Annotated in this window: 16 protein-coding genes; 7 read left to right on the top strand and 9 right to left on the bottom strand. The window is 59.0% G+C overall.

Features of this window, described 5'->3' with window-relative positions; genetic code table 11:
* Positions 1-43: 43 nt before the first annotated feature.
* Positions 44-460, top strand: a complete 417-nt coding sequence (gene madL / locus JFT87_RS02675; RefSeq protein ID WP_201198541.1) for a malonate transporter subunit MadL — start codon at positions 44-46, stop codon at positions 458-460.
* 1 nt (position 461) lies between these two features.
* Complete coding sequence (gene madM / locus JFT87_RS02670; protein ID WP_201198539.1) at positions 462-1,226, top strand: malonate transporter subunit MadM; 765 nt, start codon at positions 462-464, stop codon at positions 1,224-1,226.
* Positions 1,227-1,431: 205 nt separating this feature from the next.
* Here madM and JFT87_RS02665 read toward each other — a convergent pair whose 3' ends face one another.
* Positions 1,432-2,352: a LysR family transcriptional regulator gene (locus JFT87_RS02665; protein ID WP_201198537.1), complete on the bottom strand. Its 921-nt coding sequence runs from the start codon at positions 2,350-2,352 to the stop codon at positions 1,432-1,434.
* Positions 2,353-2,616: 264 nt separating this feature from the next.
* Between JFT87_RS02665 and trhA the strand changes: the two genes are divergently transcribed.
* Positions 2,617-3,234 (top strand): PAQR family membrane homeostasis protein TrhA, encoded by a 618-nt coding sequence (gene trhA, locus JFT87_RS02660; RefSeq protein WP_201198535.1) that lies wholly within the window; start codon positions 2,617-2,619, stop codon positions 3,232-3,234.
* A 128-nt stretch (positions 3,235-3,362) separates the two neighbouring features.
* Here the strand turns inward: trhA and JFT87_RS02655 are convergent, their stop codons facing one another.
* Together JFT87_RS02655 and JFT87_RS02650 are read right to left on the bottom strand one after the other, a co-directional pair.
* Positions 3,363-4,082, bottom strand: coding sequence for a 16S rRNA (uracil(1498)-N(3))-methyltransferase (locus JFT87_RS02655; RefSeq protein ID WP_201198533.1), 720 nt, complete (start codon positions 4,080-4,082; stop codon positions 3,363-3,365).
* A 205-nt stretch (positions 4,083-4,287) separates the two neighbouring features.
* A complete protein-coding gene (locus tag JFT87_RS02650) occupies positions 4,288-5,694 on the bottom strand; it encodes an adenosylmethionine--8-amino-7-oxononanoate transaminase (protein WP_201198531.1) in 1,407 nt (468 codons plus the stop codon).
* Positions 5,695-5,917: 223 nt separating this feature from the next.
* Between JFT87_RS02650 and JFT87_RS02645 the strand changes: the two genes are divergently transcribed.
* Positions 5,918-7,681, top strand: a complete 1,764-nt coding sequence (locus JFT87_RS02645) for a flavin monoamine oxidase family protein (RefSeq protein ID WP_201198529.1) — start codon at positions 5,918-5,920, stop codon at positions 7,679-7,681.
* Between the two features lie 376 nt (positions 7,682-8,057).
* Here the strand turns inward: JFT87_RS02645 and JFT87_RS02640 are convergent, their stop codons facing one another.
* Entirely contained in the window at positions 8,058-8,555 is a 498-nt protein-coding gene (locus JFT87_RS02640) for a hypothetical protein (protein WP_201198527.1), read from the bottom strand.
* 337 nt (positions 8,556-8,892) lie between these two features.
* On the opposite strand from JFT87_RS02640, the gene JFT87_RS02635 reads away from it, so the two are divergent.
* Entirely contained in the window at positions 8,893-9,444 is a 552-nt protein-coding gene (locus JFT87_RS02635) for a cytochrome b (protein ID WP_201198525.1), read from the top strand.
* 31 nt (positions 9,445-9,475) lie between these two features.
* Positions 9,476-10,069, top strand: coding sequence for a YceI family protein (locus JFT87_RS02630; RefSeq protein ID WP_201198523.1), 594 nt, complete (start codon positions 9,476-9,478; stop codon positions 10,067-10,069).
* 55 nt (positions 10,070-10,124) lie between these two features.
* Here the strand turns inward: JFT87_RS02630 and JFT87_RS28595 are convergent, their stop codons facing one another.
* Complete coding sequence (locus tag JFT87_RS28595; protein ID WP_274610057.1) at positions 10,125-10,352, bottom strand: LysR substrate-binding domain-containing protein; 228 nt, start codon at positions 10,350-10,352, stop codon at positions 10,125-10,127.
* On the bottom strand, positions 10,352-11,011 hold the full coding sequence (locus JFT87_RS02625; protein ID WP_274610056.1) for a LysR family transcriptional regulator: 660 nt from the start codon (positions 11,009-11,011) through the stop codon (positions 10,352-10,354). Before JFT87_RS02625 ends, JFT87_RS28595 begins: the two co-directional genes overlap by 1 nt.
* Before the next feature lie 128 nt (positions 11,012-11,139).
* On the opposite strand from JFT87_RS02625, the gene JFT87_RS02620 reads away from it, so the two are divergent.
* Complete coding sequence (locus tag JFT87_RS02620) at positions 11,140-11,511, top strand: nuclear transport factor 2 family protein (protein WP_201198521.1); 372 nt, start codon at positions 11,140-11,142, stop codon at positions 11,509-11,511.
* An 87-nt stretch (positions 11,512-11,598) separates the two neighbouring features.
* Here the strand turns inward: JFT87_RS02620 and JFT87_RS02615 are convergent, their stop codons facing one another.
* The 3 genes from JFT87_RS02615 to metF form a co-directional block, all read right to left on the bottom strand.
* On the bottom strand, positions 11,599-13,488 hold the full coding sequence (locus JFT87_RS02615) for a DEAD/DEAH box helicase (RefSeq protein ID WP_201198519.1): 1,890 nt from the start codon (positions 13,486-13,488) through the stop codon (positions 11,599-11,601).
* A 222-nt stretch (positions 13,489-13,710) separates the two neighbouring features.
* Positions 13,711-14,526 (bottom strand): substrate-binding periplasmic protein, encoded by an 816-nt coding sequence (locus tag JFT87_RS02610; RefSeq protein WP_201198509.1) that lies wholly within the window; start codon positions 14,524-14,526, stop codon positions 13,711-13,713.
* A 192-nt stretch (positions 14,527-14,718) separates the two neighbouring features.
* A complete protein-coding gene (gene metF / locus JFT87_RS02605; RefSeq protein WP_201198507.1) occupies positions 14,719-15,564 on the bottom strand; it encodes a methylenetetrahydrofolate reductase [NAD(P)H] in 846 nt (281 codons plus the stop codon).
* Between the last annotated feature and the right edge of the window lie 11 nt (positions 15,565-15,575).

Genomic DNA, 15,575 nt, shown 5'->3' with positions numbered 1-15,575 from the left:
ACAAAAACAACAACTTCGACGATGCACTTTGAGGACTACAACAATGATTATTTACGGTGTGGCGCTGCTGGCGATTTGTACGCTGGCAGGGGTGATCCTGGGGGATGCGCTTGGCGTGTTATTGGGCGTCAAGTCCAACGTCGGCGGGGTCGGGATCGCGATGATCCTGTTGATCTGCGCGCGGTTGTGGATGCAAAAACGCGGCGGCATGACCAAGGACTGTGAGATGGGCGTCGGCTTCTGGGGCGCGATGTACATTCCGGTGGTGGTGGCGATGGCCGCGCAACAGAACGTCGTGACCGCGCTGCACGGCGGTCCGGTGGCGGTGCTGGCGGCGATTGGTTCGGTGGTGGTCTGCGGCTGCACCATTGCCCTGATCAGCAGGACCCATAAAGGTGAACCCTTGCCCGATGAACCGGCGGAAGTCACGCCGGTTGGCACGCCCGTAGGAGGCCGCTGATATGTGGGAACTCATTGATAAAGGCCTGACCAATAACAGCCTGGTGACCGCGTTCGCTTTCGTCGGCATCATCATGTGGGTGTCGGTGGTGGTGTCCAAACGCCTGACGTTCGGACGGATTCACGGCTCGGCGATTGCCATCGTCATCGGCCTGGTACTGGCCTGGGTCGGCGGCACCATGACCGGCGGGCAAAAAGGCCTGGCGGATCTGTCGTTGTTCTCCGGCATCGGTTTGATGGGCGGCGCGATGCTGCGGGACTTTGCCATCGTTGCCACGGCGTTTGAAGTGCAAGCCACCGAAGCGAAAAAGGCCGGGTTGATCGGCGCGGTTGCGCTGCTGCTGGGCACGATCCTGCCGTTCATTGTCGGGGCGAGCATCGCCTGGGCGTTCGGCTATCGCGATGCGATCAGCATGACCACCATCGGCGCGGGCGCGGTGACGTATATCGTCGGGCCAGTGACCGGGGCGGCGATTGGTGCGAGTTCGGATGTGGTGGCGTTGTCGATTGCCACTGGGTTGATCAAGGCGATTCTAGTGATGGTCGGCACGCCGATGGCGGCGAAGTGGATGGGGCTGGATAACCCGCGTTCGGCGATGGTGTTTGGCGGGTTGGCCGGGACGGTCAGCGGTGTCACGGCCGGGCTGGCGGCGACGGATCGGCGGTTGGTGCCTTACGGCGCGTTGACCGCGACGTTCCACACCGGGCTTGGGTGCTTGCTGGGGCCTTCGTTGTTGTACTTCATTGTTCGCGGGATTATGGGCTGAAGATCACAAGCCCCTCACCCTAGCCCTCCCGAAACGTCGGACCGCCCGTAGGGCGAGGGGACTGACTGCGGTGGATGTTGGAGGTACGCCGACCTGAAAGCCCTGAGTCGAACTCAGGTTCTGAAAAGCCCCCGATCTGCTCCCTTTCCCCCTCGCCCCCTTGGGGGAGAGGGCTGGGGTGAGGGGGTAAGCTCTTGATCTGCTGTTAATCCGGTAACTGGCGATTGGCATACATCCGACACTCGGCTAACAGCGCCAGCAAATTCGGATCGCGTTCCTTGGCCTTCAAGAACACCACGCCAATGTGCTGCTGCAACCGGTACTTTTCCTGCAATGGAATCAGCTTCACCCGGTTCTCATACACCGCCGCAATCCTTCCTGGCAGCAACGCATAACCCACCCCCGAGCTGACCATGCTCAGCAGGGTGAAGATGTCGTTGACCTGCATCGCCACTTTCGGCTCGAACCCCGCCTGCTTGAACACGCGAATCCCGTCCTGGTGCGTGGCGAAGCCCTGGGTCAGGGTGATGAAGGTTTCGTCGCGCACTTCCGCGAGGTCGACTTCAGTCCGTTGGGCGAATTTCGAATCCGCCGGGGTAGCGAGGAAGATGTCGTCGGAGAACAGTTGGATTTGCTCGCAGTCCGGGTCGTTGACGCTGTCGTCCAAGGACACCAGGATCGCGTCGACTTCCATGTTCTTGAGCTTGTACAACAGGTCGATGTTGGAGCCGAGGATCAAGTCGATGTTGAGTTCGCTGCGGCGGATTTTCAGGCCCATGATCAGCTGCGGCACGGTCTTCACCGTCAGTGAATACAGCGAGCCAAGTTTGAAGCGCTCAGCCGAAAATCCGGCGGCTTCGCGGGTCAGGCGTACTGTTTCGACCACGTCCTGAATCAACTTCTGTGCCCGCTCTTCCAGCACGTAGGCGCTTTCCAGTGGCGTCAGGTTGCGACCTTCATGCTTGAACAGCGGGCAGCGCAGGGCGCTTTCCAGCGAGTGAATCGCCCGGTGCACGCTCACGTTGCTGGTCTGCAACTCGGCGGCGGCCCGGGCCAGGTTGCCGGTGCGCATGAAGGCGAGGAACACCTCGAGCTTTTTCAGGGTCAACTCTTCGTCGATCAGCATGGGCCGGACTCTTATTCGAATGGCTCGATTGTGCCCAATTCCTCCGGCGCACGCAGGCCTTTGTAGGAGCTGCCGAAGGCCGCGATCTTTTGATCTTTGGCGTCTTTAAGGGCGCCGGAAATCAAGATCAAAAGATCGCAGCCTCGTTTCTCTCGGCAGCTCCTACGCAGCGCCAATGGGGATATGTGTCTTGAAACATTGCGCTTTTAGTCTCAAGGGCTGAGCCTTGCGTAATGCAACAACGAATTTTGAGGTGAGCGATACATGTACCACGGGGAAAGATTGAACGCCTGGACCCATTTGGTCGGGGCGGTGGCGGCGTTTGTCGGGGTGGTGTGGATGCTGGTGATCGCCGGCATGGACGGTAACCCGTGGAAGATCGTCAGCGTGGCGATTTACGGGTTCACCTTGCTGGTGCTCTACAGCGCCTCGACCGTGTACCACAGCGTGCGCGGGCGCAAGAAAGAGATCATGCAGAAGGTTGATCACTTTTCGATCTATCTGCTGATCGCCGGCAGCTATACGCCGTTCTGTCTGGTGACCTTGCGCGGGGCGTGGGGCTGGACGTTGTTCGGGATCGTCTGGGGCCTGGCGCTGATTGGCATCCTGCAAGAGATCAAACCGCGTTCGGAAGCGCGGATTCTGTCGATCGTGATTTACGCGGTGATGGGCTGGATCGTGTTGGTAGCGGTCAAACCGCTGCTTGCGGCGCTGGGCACTGCCGGATTTGTCTGGCTGGCGTCGGGCGGGGTGTTGTACACCGTGGGGATTATCTTTTTTGCCCTGGACCATCGCCTGCGGCATGCCCATGGGATCTGGCATTTGTTCGTGATTGCCGGGAGCTTGCTGCACTTTGTGGCGATATTGTTTTATGTCCTTTGAACCTGTGGCGAGGGGGCTTGCCCCCGTTCGGCTGCGCAGCAGTCGTCATCCGGTCAGTGCGATGTGTGGTTGAAAAGATTAGGGCCGCTTCGCGACCCAACGGGGGCAAGCCCCCTCGCCACAGGGCCCTAGAAGTCACCCCATAACTGCTGGGCCACCGCCAACGCCACCACCGGCGCGGTCTCGGTGCGCAACACCCGAGGACCGAGGCGGGCGGCGTGGAAACCGCTGGCCTTGGCCTGATCCACTTCCACATCCGACAACCCACCCTCCGGGCCAATCAGGAATGCCAACGTCCCAGGCTTGGCATGACTCACCAACGGTTCCGCCACCGGGTGCAATACCAACTTCAACTCGGCCTCAGTCTGCTTCAACCAATCCGCCAGCAGCATTGGCGGATGAATCACCGGCACCGTTGAGCGCCCACACTGCTCGCAGGCGCTGATCGCCACTTGGCGCCAGTGCAGCCGGCGTTTGTCGGCGCGTTCGTCCTTGAGGCGGACTTCGCAGCGGTCGGTGAAGATCGGGGTGATTTCGGTGACGCCCAGTTCGGTGGCTTTCTGAATCGCCCAGTCCATGCGCTCGCCACGGGACAAACCCTGGCCGAGGTGGATCTGTAGCGGCGACTCGATTTGCCCGCTGAAGCTTTCATCGATCTGCACCGTGACGCGTTTCTTGCCAACGTCTGCCAGCGTGCCGCGAAACTCGTGGCCCGAGCCATCGAACAATTGCACCGCATCACCCTCGGCCATGCGCAACACGCGGCTGATGTAATGCGCCTGGGCTTCGGGCAACTCGTGCTCGCCGGTGCTCAGGGGGGCGTCGATAAAGAAGCGGGACAGTCTCATCTTGGGTCTCTGTAAAAAGTCGAATGAAGCTTGGCACAGGTTGGTGATCAGCTTTTGTGGCGAGGGAGCTTGCTCCCGCTCGGCTGCGAAGCAGTCGTAAGCCCAGTCAACGCGGTATTTCTGATACACCGCGTTGGATGGGGTTGGGAGTCCTTCGGCCTCCAGCGGGGGCAAGCCCCCTCGCCACAGGGTTATTCAGTGACTGTTAGCCCGGATCACGGAAGCCCGGGTGAAACTCTTTCGGCACCGAAACGCTGACGCTGTCACGGGTCGCGATATCGATCCCTTCACTGGCCACTTCAGCCAAAAAGTCGATCTGCTCCGGCGTTATCACGTACGGCGGCAGGAAATACACCACGCTGCCCAGCGGTCGAAGTAAAGCACCGCGCTCCAACGCATGCTTGAACACTTTCAAGCCGCGACGCTCCTGCCATGGGTAGGCTTCTTTGGTGGCTTTGTCCTTGACCATCTCGATGGCCAGCACCATGCCGGTCTGGCGCACTTCCGCAACGTTCGGGTGATCCACCAGGTGCGCGGTAGAGGTCGCCATGCGCTGGGCCAGGGCCTTGTTGTTTTCGATGACGTTGTCTTCTTCGAAGATATCCAGCGTCGCCAATGCCGCCGCGCACGCCAGCGGATTGCCGGTGTAGCTGTGGGAATGCAGGAAGGCGCGCAGGGTCGGGTAGTCGTCGTAGAACGCGCTGTAGACATCATCGGTGGTCAACACGGCCGCCAACGGCAGGTAGCCGCCGGTCAGGGCCTTGGACAGGCAGAGGAAGTCCGGGCGGATGCCGGCCTGTTCGCAGGCGAACATCGTCCCGGTGCGGCCGAAGCCGACGGCGATTTCGTCGTGGATCAGGTGCACACCATAGCGGTCGCAAGCCTCGCGCAGCAGTTTCAGGTACACCGGGTGGTACATGCGCATGCCGCCCGCGCCTTGAATCAACGGCTCGAGGATCACCGCGGCGACGGTGTCATGGTTCTCGGCCAGGGTCTGTTCCATGGCGGCGAACATGTTGCGCGAGTGTTCTTCCCAGCTCATGCCTTCGGGGCGCAGGTAGCAATCCGGGCTCGGCACCTTAATGGTGTCCATCAGCAGGGCTTTGTAGGTTTCGGTGAACAGCGGCACGTCGCCCACCGCCATCGCTGCCATGGTTTCGCCGTGGTAGCCGTTGGTCAGGGTGACGAAGCGCTTCTTGTTCGGCTGGCCGCGGTTGAGCCAGTAGTGAAAGCTCATTTTCAGCGCGACTTCGATGCAGGACGAACCGTTATCGGCGTAGAAGCACCGGGTCAGGCCTTCCGGGGTCATCTTCACCAGGCGCTCGGACAACTCGATCACCGGCTGATGGCTGAAACCGGCGAGGATCACGTGCTCCAGTTGATCGACCTGGTCCTTGATGCGCTGGTTGATCCGCGGGTTGGCGTGGCCGAACACGTTGACCCACCAGGAACTGACGGCGTCGAGGTAGCGTTTACCTTCGAAGTCTTCCAGCCAGATGCCTTCACCGCGCTTGATCGGGATCAGCGGCAGCTGTTCGTGGTCTTTCATCTGGGTGCAGGGGTGCCACAACACGGCCAGGTCCCGTTGCATCCACTGATTATTCAGGCCCATTTACAGTCTCCTCGAGGCGGTCCGCGGCAGGCGCGGGCAAACAATCGCGCAAGCCTATGCAATGCTTCGCGCCGGGACAACCCATTGTGTCGATTGAGCTACTTTGTAGGGGGCGGTAGACGTCGCTGGCGGCGTTTTGATGGCTAACGTATTCTTCGCGGTTCTTTGGGCCGATTGGCCCGTAAAACTGCTTTTTTCTCGTGTATTTTCCGGAGTTCGCTGAATGTCTGCTGGTTGGCTGCGCGCCTGTGCGCTGGTGATGTTGGGGCTGTTCAGCGTTTCGGCGCTGGCCAAGGATAAAACCGCGATCGTGATCGGCGGCGGGCTTTCGGGCCTGACCGCCGCTTACGAACTGCAAAATAAAGGCTGGCAGGTCACCGTGCTGGAAGCCAAGCCAAGCCTGGGCGGTCGCTCCGGCATGGCCACCAGCGAGTGGATCGGCAACGACAAGACCCAACCGGTGCTGAACAAATACGTATCGACCTTCAAGCTCGGCACCTCGCCGGCGCCTGAGTTCGTGCGCACGCCGGGCTACTTGATCGACGGCGAATACTTCACCGCTGCCGACCTGGCCACCAAGCAGCCGGCCACCGCCGAAGCGATCAAGCGCTACGAAAAGACCCTGGATGATCTGGCGAGCTCGATCACTGACCCGCTAAACCCGGCGGCCAACAGCACACTGTTCGCCCTGGACCAGATCAACGTGTCCAACTGGCTCGATCGTCTGAACCTGCCGGCTACGGCTCGTCAGTTGGTGAATCAGCAGATTCGTAGCCGTTATGACGAACCCTCGCGCCTGTCGCTGCTGTATTTCGCACAACAGAGCCGTGTGTACCGTGGCGTTTCCGACCGTGACCTACGCGCTTCGCGCCTTATCGGTGGCAGCGCGGTGTTGGCCCAGGCCTTCGTCAAACAGCTGAAAACCATCAAGACCAACTCCCCGGTTTCTTCGATCACCCAGGACAAGGACGGCGTAACCGTCAAAGTCGGCAGCGTCGGCTACCAGGCTGATTATGTTGTGCTGGCGGTGCCATTGCGCGCACTGAGCAAGATCGACATGATCCCGGCGCTGGATGCGCAGCACATGGGCGCGATCAAAGGCACCAACTACGGCTGGCGCGACCAGATCATGCTGAAGTTCAAGACGCCGGTGTGGGAAAGCAAGGCGCGGATGTCCGGCGAGATCTACAGCAACGTCGGCTTGGGCCTGTTGTGGATAGAACCGGCCCTGAAGGGCGGCGCCAACGTTGTGATCAACATTTCCGGCGACAACGCACGGGTGATGCAGGCCTTCGGCGACAAGCAGATGGCTGATCAGGTGCTGATTCGTCTGCACGCTTTTTATCCACAGGCGCGCGGTTCGTTTACCGGTTATGAAATCCGCCGCTACAGCACCGACCCGTCGACGGGTGGCGCTTACCTGGCCTTCGGTCCGGGTCAGATCAGCAAATACTGGCGCCTGTGGGAGCGTCCGCTGCAACGCGTAGCCTTTGCGGGCGAACACACCGACACCTTGTACCCGGGCACTCTGGAAGGTGCGTTGCGTACCGGTGAGCGTGCGGCCAGTCAGGTTGAAGACCTCGCGGCAGGCAAGTCGTTTGAGCCGGTGAAAGTTGTCCCGGCGGCGGTAGCGACTGCTGCGGCAGGCGCGGTAGTGGCGAAGAAAGGTAATTTCTTCACCAATCTGTTCGGTGGTTCTGACGACAAACCAGCACCGACCAAGGCACCAGAGCCGGCGCCAGCACCCGTCGCTCCAGCGCCTGCGCCAACCCCGGCACCTGCGCCAGCGCCGGTGGAAGCACCGAAGCTAGCGACCCCGGTGAAAGCTGAACCGGCGAAGAAAGCGGCAGCCAAGCCAGCGGCGAAGAAGCCGGCGGCTAAAACCGACGCGAAAAAGCCTGCGGCCAAGCCAGCAGCGAAAAAGGCTGAGCCGGCGAAGAAGCCAGCGGCCAAGCCTGCGGCAACGACCGAGACCAAGGCGCAGTAAGCCTTCGCTCCAATAAAAAACGCGGCCATATGGGCCGCGTTTTTTTTGCAATTAAACTGACAGTTTTAGCCTTTCCTGTGCACTCCCAAGGCTTACCTCTGTACAGGATGTTTCCCACAAAATAATCAGAACGAAATGATAGCGGGTACGCGACTTCGAATTTTATGCTTGGATAAATTGGAGGTGACTCGTTATGAAGATATTTACGTTAATGCTCGTGTTGATGACGCTTTACGGCTGCGCAAATGGCCGTTTCTTTCCTGGAGGCTATGGCGCGGAGCTAGCCCATAAATGCAAGATAGATCCTTATCGCGCTGATTGTTTACAACCGCCGCCTGTTCTCAAGAACTAAGCGAAGACGAAAGTGCCCGGTCTGTTAAAAGTCCCATTTGTAGACTTGCGTACCGTCCGGTAATGTTCTCAGCCATCTTTGCTTCGGCTTTGACATTCGCCCCGGGACAAACCCAAAGCGTGCCCAGCGTGGATCGCCAGTGCGCTGATCATAAATGACCAGATTTCCATCCTCCTGGATAGTCATACAAGTGTTGTACCAGAGTGACTTGTCAATGCTGTGGGTGCTTTCGGCAATCCAAAGACGGCGTCTTGACGGATCATAGAGAAAGCCGCTATTGCTGATGACGAACTGCAGAGGTTCGCGCATGCGTTTCTGCTGCAAAGTTTTACTGTAAGGTTGATGTTCATTTGCAACCCAGATCAAAGCTTCACCCTCCTTGATTACCAAATTCCCATCGGCCTGTAGAATTAAGCGGAATCGACCGTTGTCGGACTGCAAATATTGAACCGGTGACATCGTTTGATTGGCGGGTAATGTGGATGAACCACTTGCTTGAAACGGAACATATGGAAGAGCCATATTTTCACCTGATAAATGAATGATTGAAAATTGATTTGATCAGGTTCGTACAGGCAATCTGCACTACATATATATATTCGGAAAAAGTTTTCGTTTGCCAATCTGTCATGAGTGCCATGGCAGGCCCACACCTCGGGTCGCGCCGCGCCGCAGTGAAAGGATGGATTCAGCTGGCTGGGTGCCCTGCACGCCATGAAAAAATCACCTTTAATCTCTCCTTAACTCGGCTATTTCAGACTCTTGATCGTATTTCTCGATATTTCAAAGCGAAATTTTCCGCTTTAAATCGATAGATAACTCGATAGTCTTGGTTCGCAGTTCTCACAGGATTTGGGCAATGCAGCTACGTAACTCTTCTTCGCGCTATGGTTGGGTCAGCATCTTCCTGCACTGGGGCATAGCGCTGGCAGTGTTCGGTATGTTCGCCCTGGGCCTGTGGATGGTCGATCTCGGCTACTACGACCCTTGGCGCAAGGCAGGCCCGGATATCCACAAGAGCATCGGTTTGCTGCTGCTGGGTTTCATGGTGTTGCGCGTGTTGTGGCGCTTCATCAGCCCACCGCCGCCAACCTTGACCAGCTACAGCCGCATGACGCGCCTCGGCGCCAAGCTTGGCCATGGTTTTCTGTACCTCTGTTTGTTCGCTGTGATGATTGCCGGTTACCTGATTTCCACCGCAGAAGGCGTCGGGATTCCGGTGTTTGACTGGTTTGAAGTACCTGCACTGGTTTCCGGACTACCGGACCAGGCAGATACCGCCGGTGCGATTCATCTGTATCTGGCGTGGGCACTGGTAATTTTTTCCGGTCTCCATGCGTTGGCAGCATTGAAGCACCACTTTATCGACCGTGATGTGACTCTGAAACGAATGCTCGGTCGCAAGGCCTGACATTCCACTTAGCCCCCTAGGAATACAAAACATGTTGAAAAAGACTCTCGCTGCTCTGGCAATTGGTTCTGCTCTGCTGTCCGCTAACGTAATGGCTGCTGACTATGTCGTCGACAAGACGGGTCAGCATGCTTTCGTCGACTTCAAGATCAGCCACCTGGGCTACAGCTACATCACCGGTACTTTCAAGGACATCGACGGCAAGTTCAGCTTTGACGCTGCCAAGCCAGAAGACAGCAAGATCGAGTTCAACGTGAACACCGCCAGCGTTTTCACCAACAATGCTGAGCGCGACAAGCACATCTCCAGCAAAGACTTCCTGGAAGTGAGCACCTTCGCCAAGGCCACGTTCGTCTCCACCAGCGTCAAATCCACCGGCAAAAACGCCGCTGGCAAAGATACTGCTGACGTAACCGGTGACTTGACCCTGCACGGCGTGACCAAGCCAATCGTGGTCAAAGCCACTTTCCTGGGTGAAGGCAAGGATCCATGGGGCGGCTACCGTGCCGGTTTCGAAGGCACCACCAGCATCAAACGCTCTGATTTCGGCAAGATGATGGACCTGGGTCCACAGTCGGACGCGGTTGATCTGTACATTACGTTTGAAGGTGTTAAAGCGAAGTAAGTAGATTGCGCCATCAGAACGCCGACCTTCGGGTCGGCGTTTTGCTGTCTGGCGTTCAGGCAATACTGTCTTGATACTCGATGATTTGCTGGCGCAGCCACGTCAGCAAGCTCGCCAGCTGTGCCGAACGTCTGGAATGAGTTGGCCACAGCATGAAATATCGGGATGCGTGCACGGGTTCGACGTCGGTCAGCCTGACCAGTTGCCCGCGCTGGATCATGGCGTGAGCAATGGATCGGCGCGTCAGTGCAACGCCGTAGCCCAGGCGCGCGGCTTCCAGCATCAACGTTGAATCAGTGAATTCGAGTGCCGCCGGGGGCGGGTTTGCTCGACGCCTCCCGCCATCAGCCATGTCGACCAGCTTTCACTGGCGTGAAGCAGCGGGTGCTCAAGGACGGAAGCGGCGTCAGTCGGCAAGCGCCCGTGATTGAATTGAGGGGCCGCGACGACGATCAATGAATCTGACATCAGCGGTTCGCAGTGTACATCTGGCCATTTTCCATGGCCGAACCGAATGGCGGCGTCGATGATTTCGCCCTCGAAACTGGACAGCTCCATGCTGGCCACCAGTTTCAGGCGCAAGCCAGGGTGAGCGTCGAGAAATCCTTGCAGGCGCGGCAGCAACCAGAACATGCCAAAGGACGGCAGCACCGAGAGGGACAGTTGTGGGTGTCGGGTTCTGTACAGGAATTTTTCTGTGACGCCGGCGATTTCACCGAGCGATTGGCGGATCTGATAAGCGTAAACACGCCCCTCTTCGGTCAGCGTTACGCCACGACCGTTGCGCTCAGTCAGGTTGATACCCAGGTATTCCTCCAGTGAGCGTATCTGGTGGCTGACGGCGCTGTGGGTGACGTGCAGTTCGGTGGCGGCGAGGTTGACCTTGCCCAGTCTTGCGAGGGCTTCGAACGCCCGAAGGGCGGCTAACGGAGGGAGTTTCAATAGTTGAATTCCATTCACTGAACCGGGCAAAAAACGCCGCTATACGAGGGTTGTCGAGGTTGCGAATAATCCACCGCACGCCCCGGTGGGCGTTAATGACTTCGTGCCCCTTCGACTAGGATCTGTCCATGCTAATCAATGAAATCAAGGCAATGCTGGAGAACTACTTCAGCGTGTTGCAAACCCAGGATTTACAGGGCTTCGACGAAGTTTTCCACCCCGGCTGTGTCCTCTACAGTGCTCAGGACGGGGAAGTGACCGTGCGGCCCTTCGCGCAATATCGCGCCATGGTGCAAGGACGCGAATCGCCGCAAGAGCGCGGATTTGCGAGCCTGGACGAGATTCTGATGATCGATGTGATGTCGCCGGAAATGGCGATGGTTAAGGTACGTCTGCGACTGTTCGACAATATTATGGTCGACTATCTGAACGTGATGAAAGTGCAAGGCAAATGGATGATTTTCGCCAAGCTCTTCCATAAACAAGGCAGCGTGGCGTGATTGTCAGGCTGTGAGAGAGGGCAATCGAATTGACCGCTCTAAACAAAAACGCCCCGAACCAGTCGGGGCGTTTTTGTGAGGGGTCACTTAGCGATTGCGGGTCAGCAACGCTGGTTTCTCGCCGCGCGGACGGCCGGGCAGTTGATCCAGTTGCTCAGGAGTCGGGAAACGATCGGTTTTCGACTCTTTATGGATAATCTTCGGCGCCGGGCCACGCGGGTTCTGCACGGCCGGTTCCGAACGAGGTTGGTCGTCGGTACGGGCCGGGCGGCGGTTGCGGGACTCTTCGCGACGGGCCTGACCGTCACGTGGAGCGCCGTTGCGTGGGCCACTGCGCTTGGCCGGCGGTGTGCCGGTGGTTGCGCCGTCGCTGCTGCGCGGACCGCTTTGACGACCTTGTGGCTTGCCGCCGGTGCGTGGAGCACCTGCGCCGGCGCCAGCAGCGGCCGTGCCTTGTGCCGGAGCACTCGGACGACGACCACGACCCTGAGCCGGTTTGGCTTGAGGCACGTAGTCAACGCGGTTACCGAAGTTATCTACGTCATCGTCCAGGAACTCGTCCGGAGCACGATCAGCGGCGGCAGCGCGTGGTGCTGGACGCTGTTGTTCGCGAGCCGGGGTGCCTTCGCGTGGCTTGTGTTCACGGGCTGGGCGATCGCCACGGCCAGTGGCAGCAGGTTTTTCCTTGCCGCCCTTGTCCTTGCCTTTGTCTTTACGACCGCCGCCACCGCCAGTGCCGTTCGGGCCATCGCCGCGCGGGCCACGTGGGTTGCGCGGGTTACGCACATCCGGACGCTCGCGAACTTCAGGCTTTTCAGCTTCTACAGCGCTGGAGTCGAAGCCCATCAGGTTGCCGTCGGCAATCTTCTGCTTGGTCATGCGCTCGATGCTTTTCAGCAGCTTTTCTTCGTCCGGGGCAACCAGCGAGATCGCCTCGCCCGAACGACCGGCACGGCCAGTACGGCCGATACGGTGCACGTAGTCTTCGTCGACGTTCGGCAGTTCGAAGTTGACCACGTGTGGCAACTGGTCAATGTCGAGGCCACGAGCGGCGATGTCGGTCGCTACCAGGATGCGCACTTCACCGGCCTTGAAGTCGGCCAGGGCTTTGGTGCGAGCGTTCTGGCTCTTGTTACCGTGGATGGCGACGGCGCTGAGGCCGTGTTTGTCCAGGTACTCGGCCAGGCGGTTGGCGCCGTGCTTGGTGCGGGTGAAGACCAGAACCTGTTCCCAGGCGCCAGCAGTAATCAGGTGCGCCAGCAGCGAACGCTTGTGGCTGGCAGCCAGGCGGAATACGCGCTGTTCGATTCGCTCGACCGTGGTGTTCGGCGGCGTGACTTCGATGCGTTCCGGGTTGTGCAGCAACTTGCCGGCGAGGTCGGTGATGTCTTTGGAGAAGGTCGCCGAGAACAGCAGGTTCTGGCGTTTGCTCGGCAGACGGGCAAGGACCTTTTTCACGTCATGGACAAAGCCCATGTCGAGCATGCGGTCGGCTTCGTCCAGCACGAGGATTTCCACGTGGGACAAATCGACGCTGCCTTGGCCGGCGAGGTCGAGCAGGCGGCCAGGACAGGCCACCAGCACGTCAACACCGCGGGACATGGCCTGAACCTGTGGGTTCATGCCGACGCCGCCGAAGATGCAGGCGCTGACGAACTTCAGGTCACGGGCATAGACCTTGAAGCTCTCGTGTACTTGAGCCGCGAGTTCGCGGGTAGGGGTCAGGACCAGTACGCGTGGTTGGCGCGGGCCGTGACGCTGGGATTTGTCCGGGTGACCGTTAGGGAACAACCGCTCCAGAATCGGAAGGGCGAAGCCGCCGGTTTTACCAGTACCTGTCTGTGCCGCGACCATCAGGTCGCGACCTTGCAACACGGCGGGAATGGCCCGCTGTTGCACCGGAGTAGGCTCGGTATAGCCCGCTGCCTCGATGGCGCGGACTAAAGCCTCGGAGAGACCGAGGGAAGCAAAGGACATGAGTAATCCTGTTTTAGTTAGGGCTTGGCCCAATGGGAGTCTTGCCTGGCGCGAATGGCGTTTAAGAGGACGCAATCCCGTCCGGTCCTGCTGGGGCTTGAAGGCTCGTCTGGAGCGCTCGCGCGGGCTGAAAAGCTGCGCTGTAGCGGGGTCGAGATGCCTTGAACAAGTCCGAGCGTCCGGGCGTGAGCCTGGCGGGAAGGCCGGAGTATAACAGAGCAATCACTGCGCGCCGCTTTCCTGCTGCTCAACGGTTTTTGCACGGGTGGCGCTGGCGCTTGTCGTTTGCACTTCGGGGGCCGGGCTGGCGCCATAGTGAGCGCTCAGCTCAGCGTAGGCGGGTTCGCGCTTGAAGCGCTTGAGCTCGGCACCGAAACGCTGCACCAGCAAATCCATGCCGGCGTTGCGTCGTACCGCCAGGTATTGGCTCTGGTGGCTGATGACCGTGGGGTTCTCGGTGATCTGATCGCGGATGTTCAGCTCATCCAGCAAATGCTGGCCGACCCGCCTATCAGTGATCAACAGGTCGATGCGTCCGCGTATCAGTTTGCCGAAGTTGGCTTCGTGGGTCGGCGCCGGCTCGCGGGTAAACAGCGTCGAACCGCTGAAGTCCGGGCTGTAGAGATAACCCGGCGAGGTGCCGATGGTCAGGCCTTTCAGGTCGTTGAGCGTGCTGAATGGGTGAGGATGCTCATTGGAGTAGAACATCACGAACTCGACTTCCGAGAGCGGTTCGCTGGGGTAGAGCAGGGTGGCGTCGCGTTCATCGCTGTGGAAGATGTCCAGCGCGCCGTCGGCCTGGCCGGTTTCGAGCATCGACAGGCAGCGCTTCCAGGGCAGGAACTGCCATTCCACTTCGATACCCAGGCGTTTGAAGACAATGGCGGTGGTTTCGTAGTCCAGGCCCAGGGATTTGCCGTTTTCCTCATACACGTACGGTGCCCACGGTTCCGTGACAATGCGCAATTTCTCGCCCCGAGCGGCAAAGCTCAGGCAAGTGAAAAGAAGCACGGTCATGAACTGCGCGATCAAAGGCATTGCTTGAGATTACGACGAGAAACCGGAAAGAGCCAGAAACTGGCCGCAGAAGCTCTAACTCAGTGTGTTGGCGCACAATAAAAGGGCGTTGAGAGCAAAAGATCGCAGCCTTCGGCAACCCCTAGATGGGATTGCGTTCATCCTGTAGGAGCTGCCGAAGGCTGCGATCTTTTGATCTTGCTTTAACGTCTTTTAACGCGGCAACTTCAGGTTATTCCACACCGCCAGGCTCGGTTCAGCCTGGTTCAGCGTGTAGAAATGCAACCCTGGAGCGCCGCCTTGCAGCAGGCGTTCGCACATCTCGGTGATGACTTGCTCACCAAAGCCTTGAATGCTCTGGGTGTCATCGCCGTAGGCTTCCAGTTGCTTGCGGATCCAGCGCGGGATTTCCGCACCGCAGGCATCGGAGAAGCGCGCGAGTTTGCTGTAGTTGGTGATCGGCATGATCCCCGGCACGATCGGGATGTTCACACCCGCTGCCCGTACACGCTCGACGAAGTAGAAGTAGCTGTCGGCGTTGAAGAAGTACTGGGTGATCGCACTGTCGGCGCCAGCGTTGGCCTTGCGCACGAAGTTGGCGATATCGTCTTCGAAATTGCGCGCTTGCGGATGCATTTCCGGGTAAGCGGCGACTTCGATATGGAAATGATCGCCGGTCTCTTCACGAATGAATTCAACCAGGTCGTTGGCGTGGCGCAGTTCACCGCTGGCCATGCCCATGCCCGAAGGCAGGTCACCGCGCAGGGCAACGATACGGGTGATGCCGGCTGCCTTGTATTGCGTCAGCAGGCCACGCAGGTCGTCCTTGCTGTCGCCAACGCAAGACAAATGCGGCGCGGCAGGGACTTTGACTTCGCTTTCAAGCTGCAACACGGTGTTGATGGTGCGATCACGGGTCGAACCGCCAGCGCCATAGGTGCAGGAAAAGAAATCGGGGTTATAGGTCGCCAGTTGACGGGCAGTGGCGAGCAGTTTTTCATGCCCAGCATCGGTCTTGGTCGGGAAGAACTCGAAGCTGAAGCGACGATCTTGGGACATGGTCATATCCT

It is taken from the genome of Pseudomonas sp. TH15 (assembly GCF_016651105.1).
Taxonomy (GTDB): Bacteria; Pseudomonadota; Gammaproteobacteria; order Pseudomonadales; family Pseudomonadaceae; genus Aquipseudomonas.
This window is presented reverse-complemented; position numbering and strand designations above follow the sequence as displayed.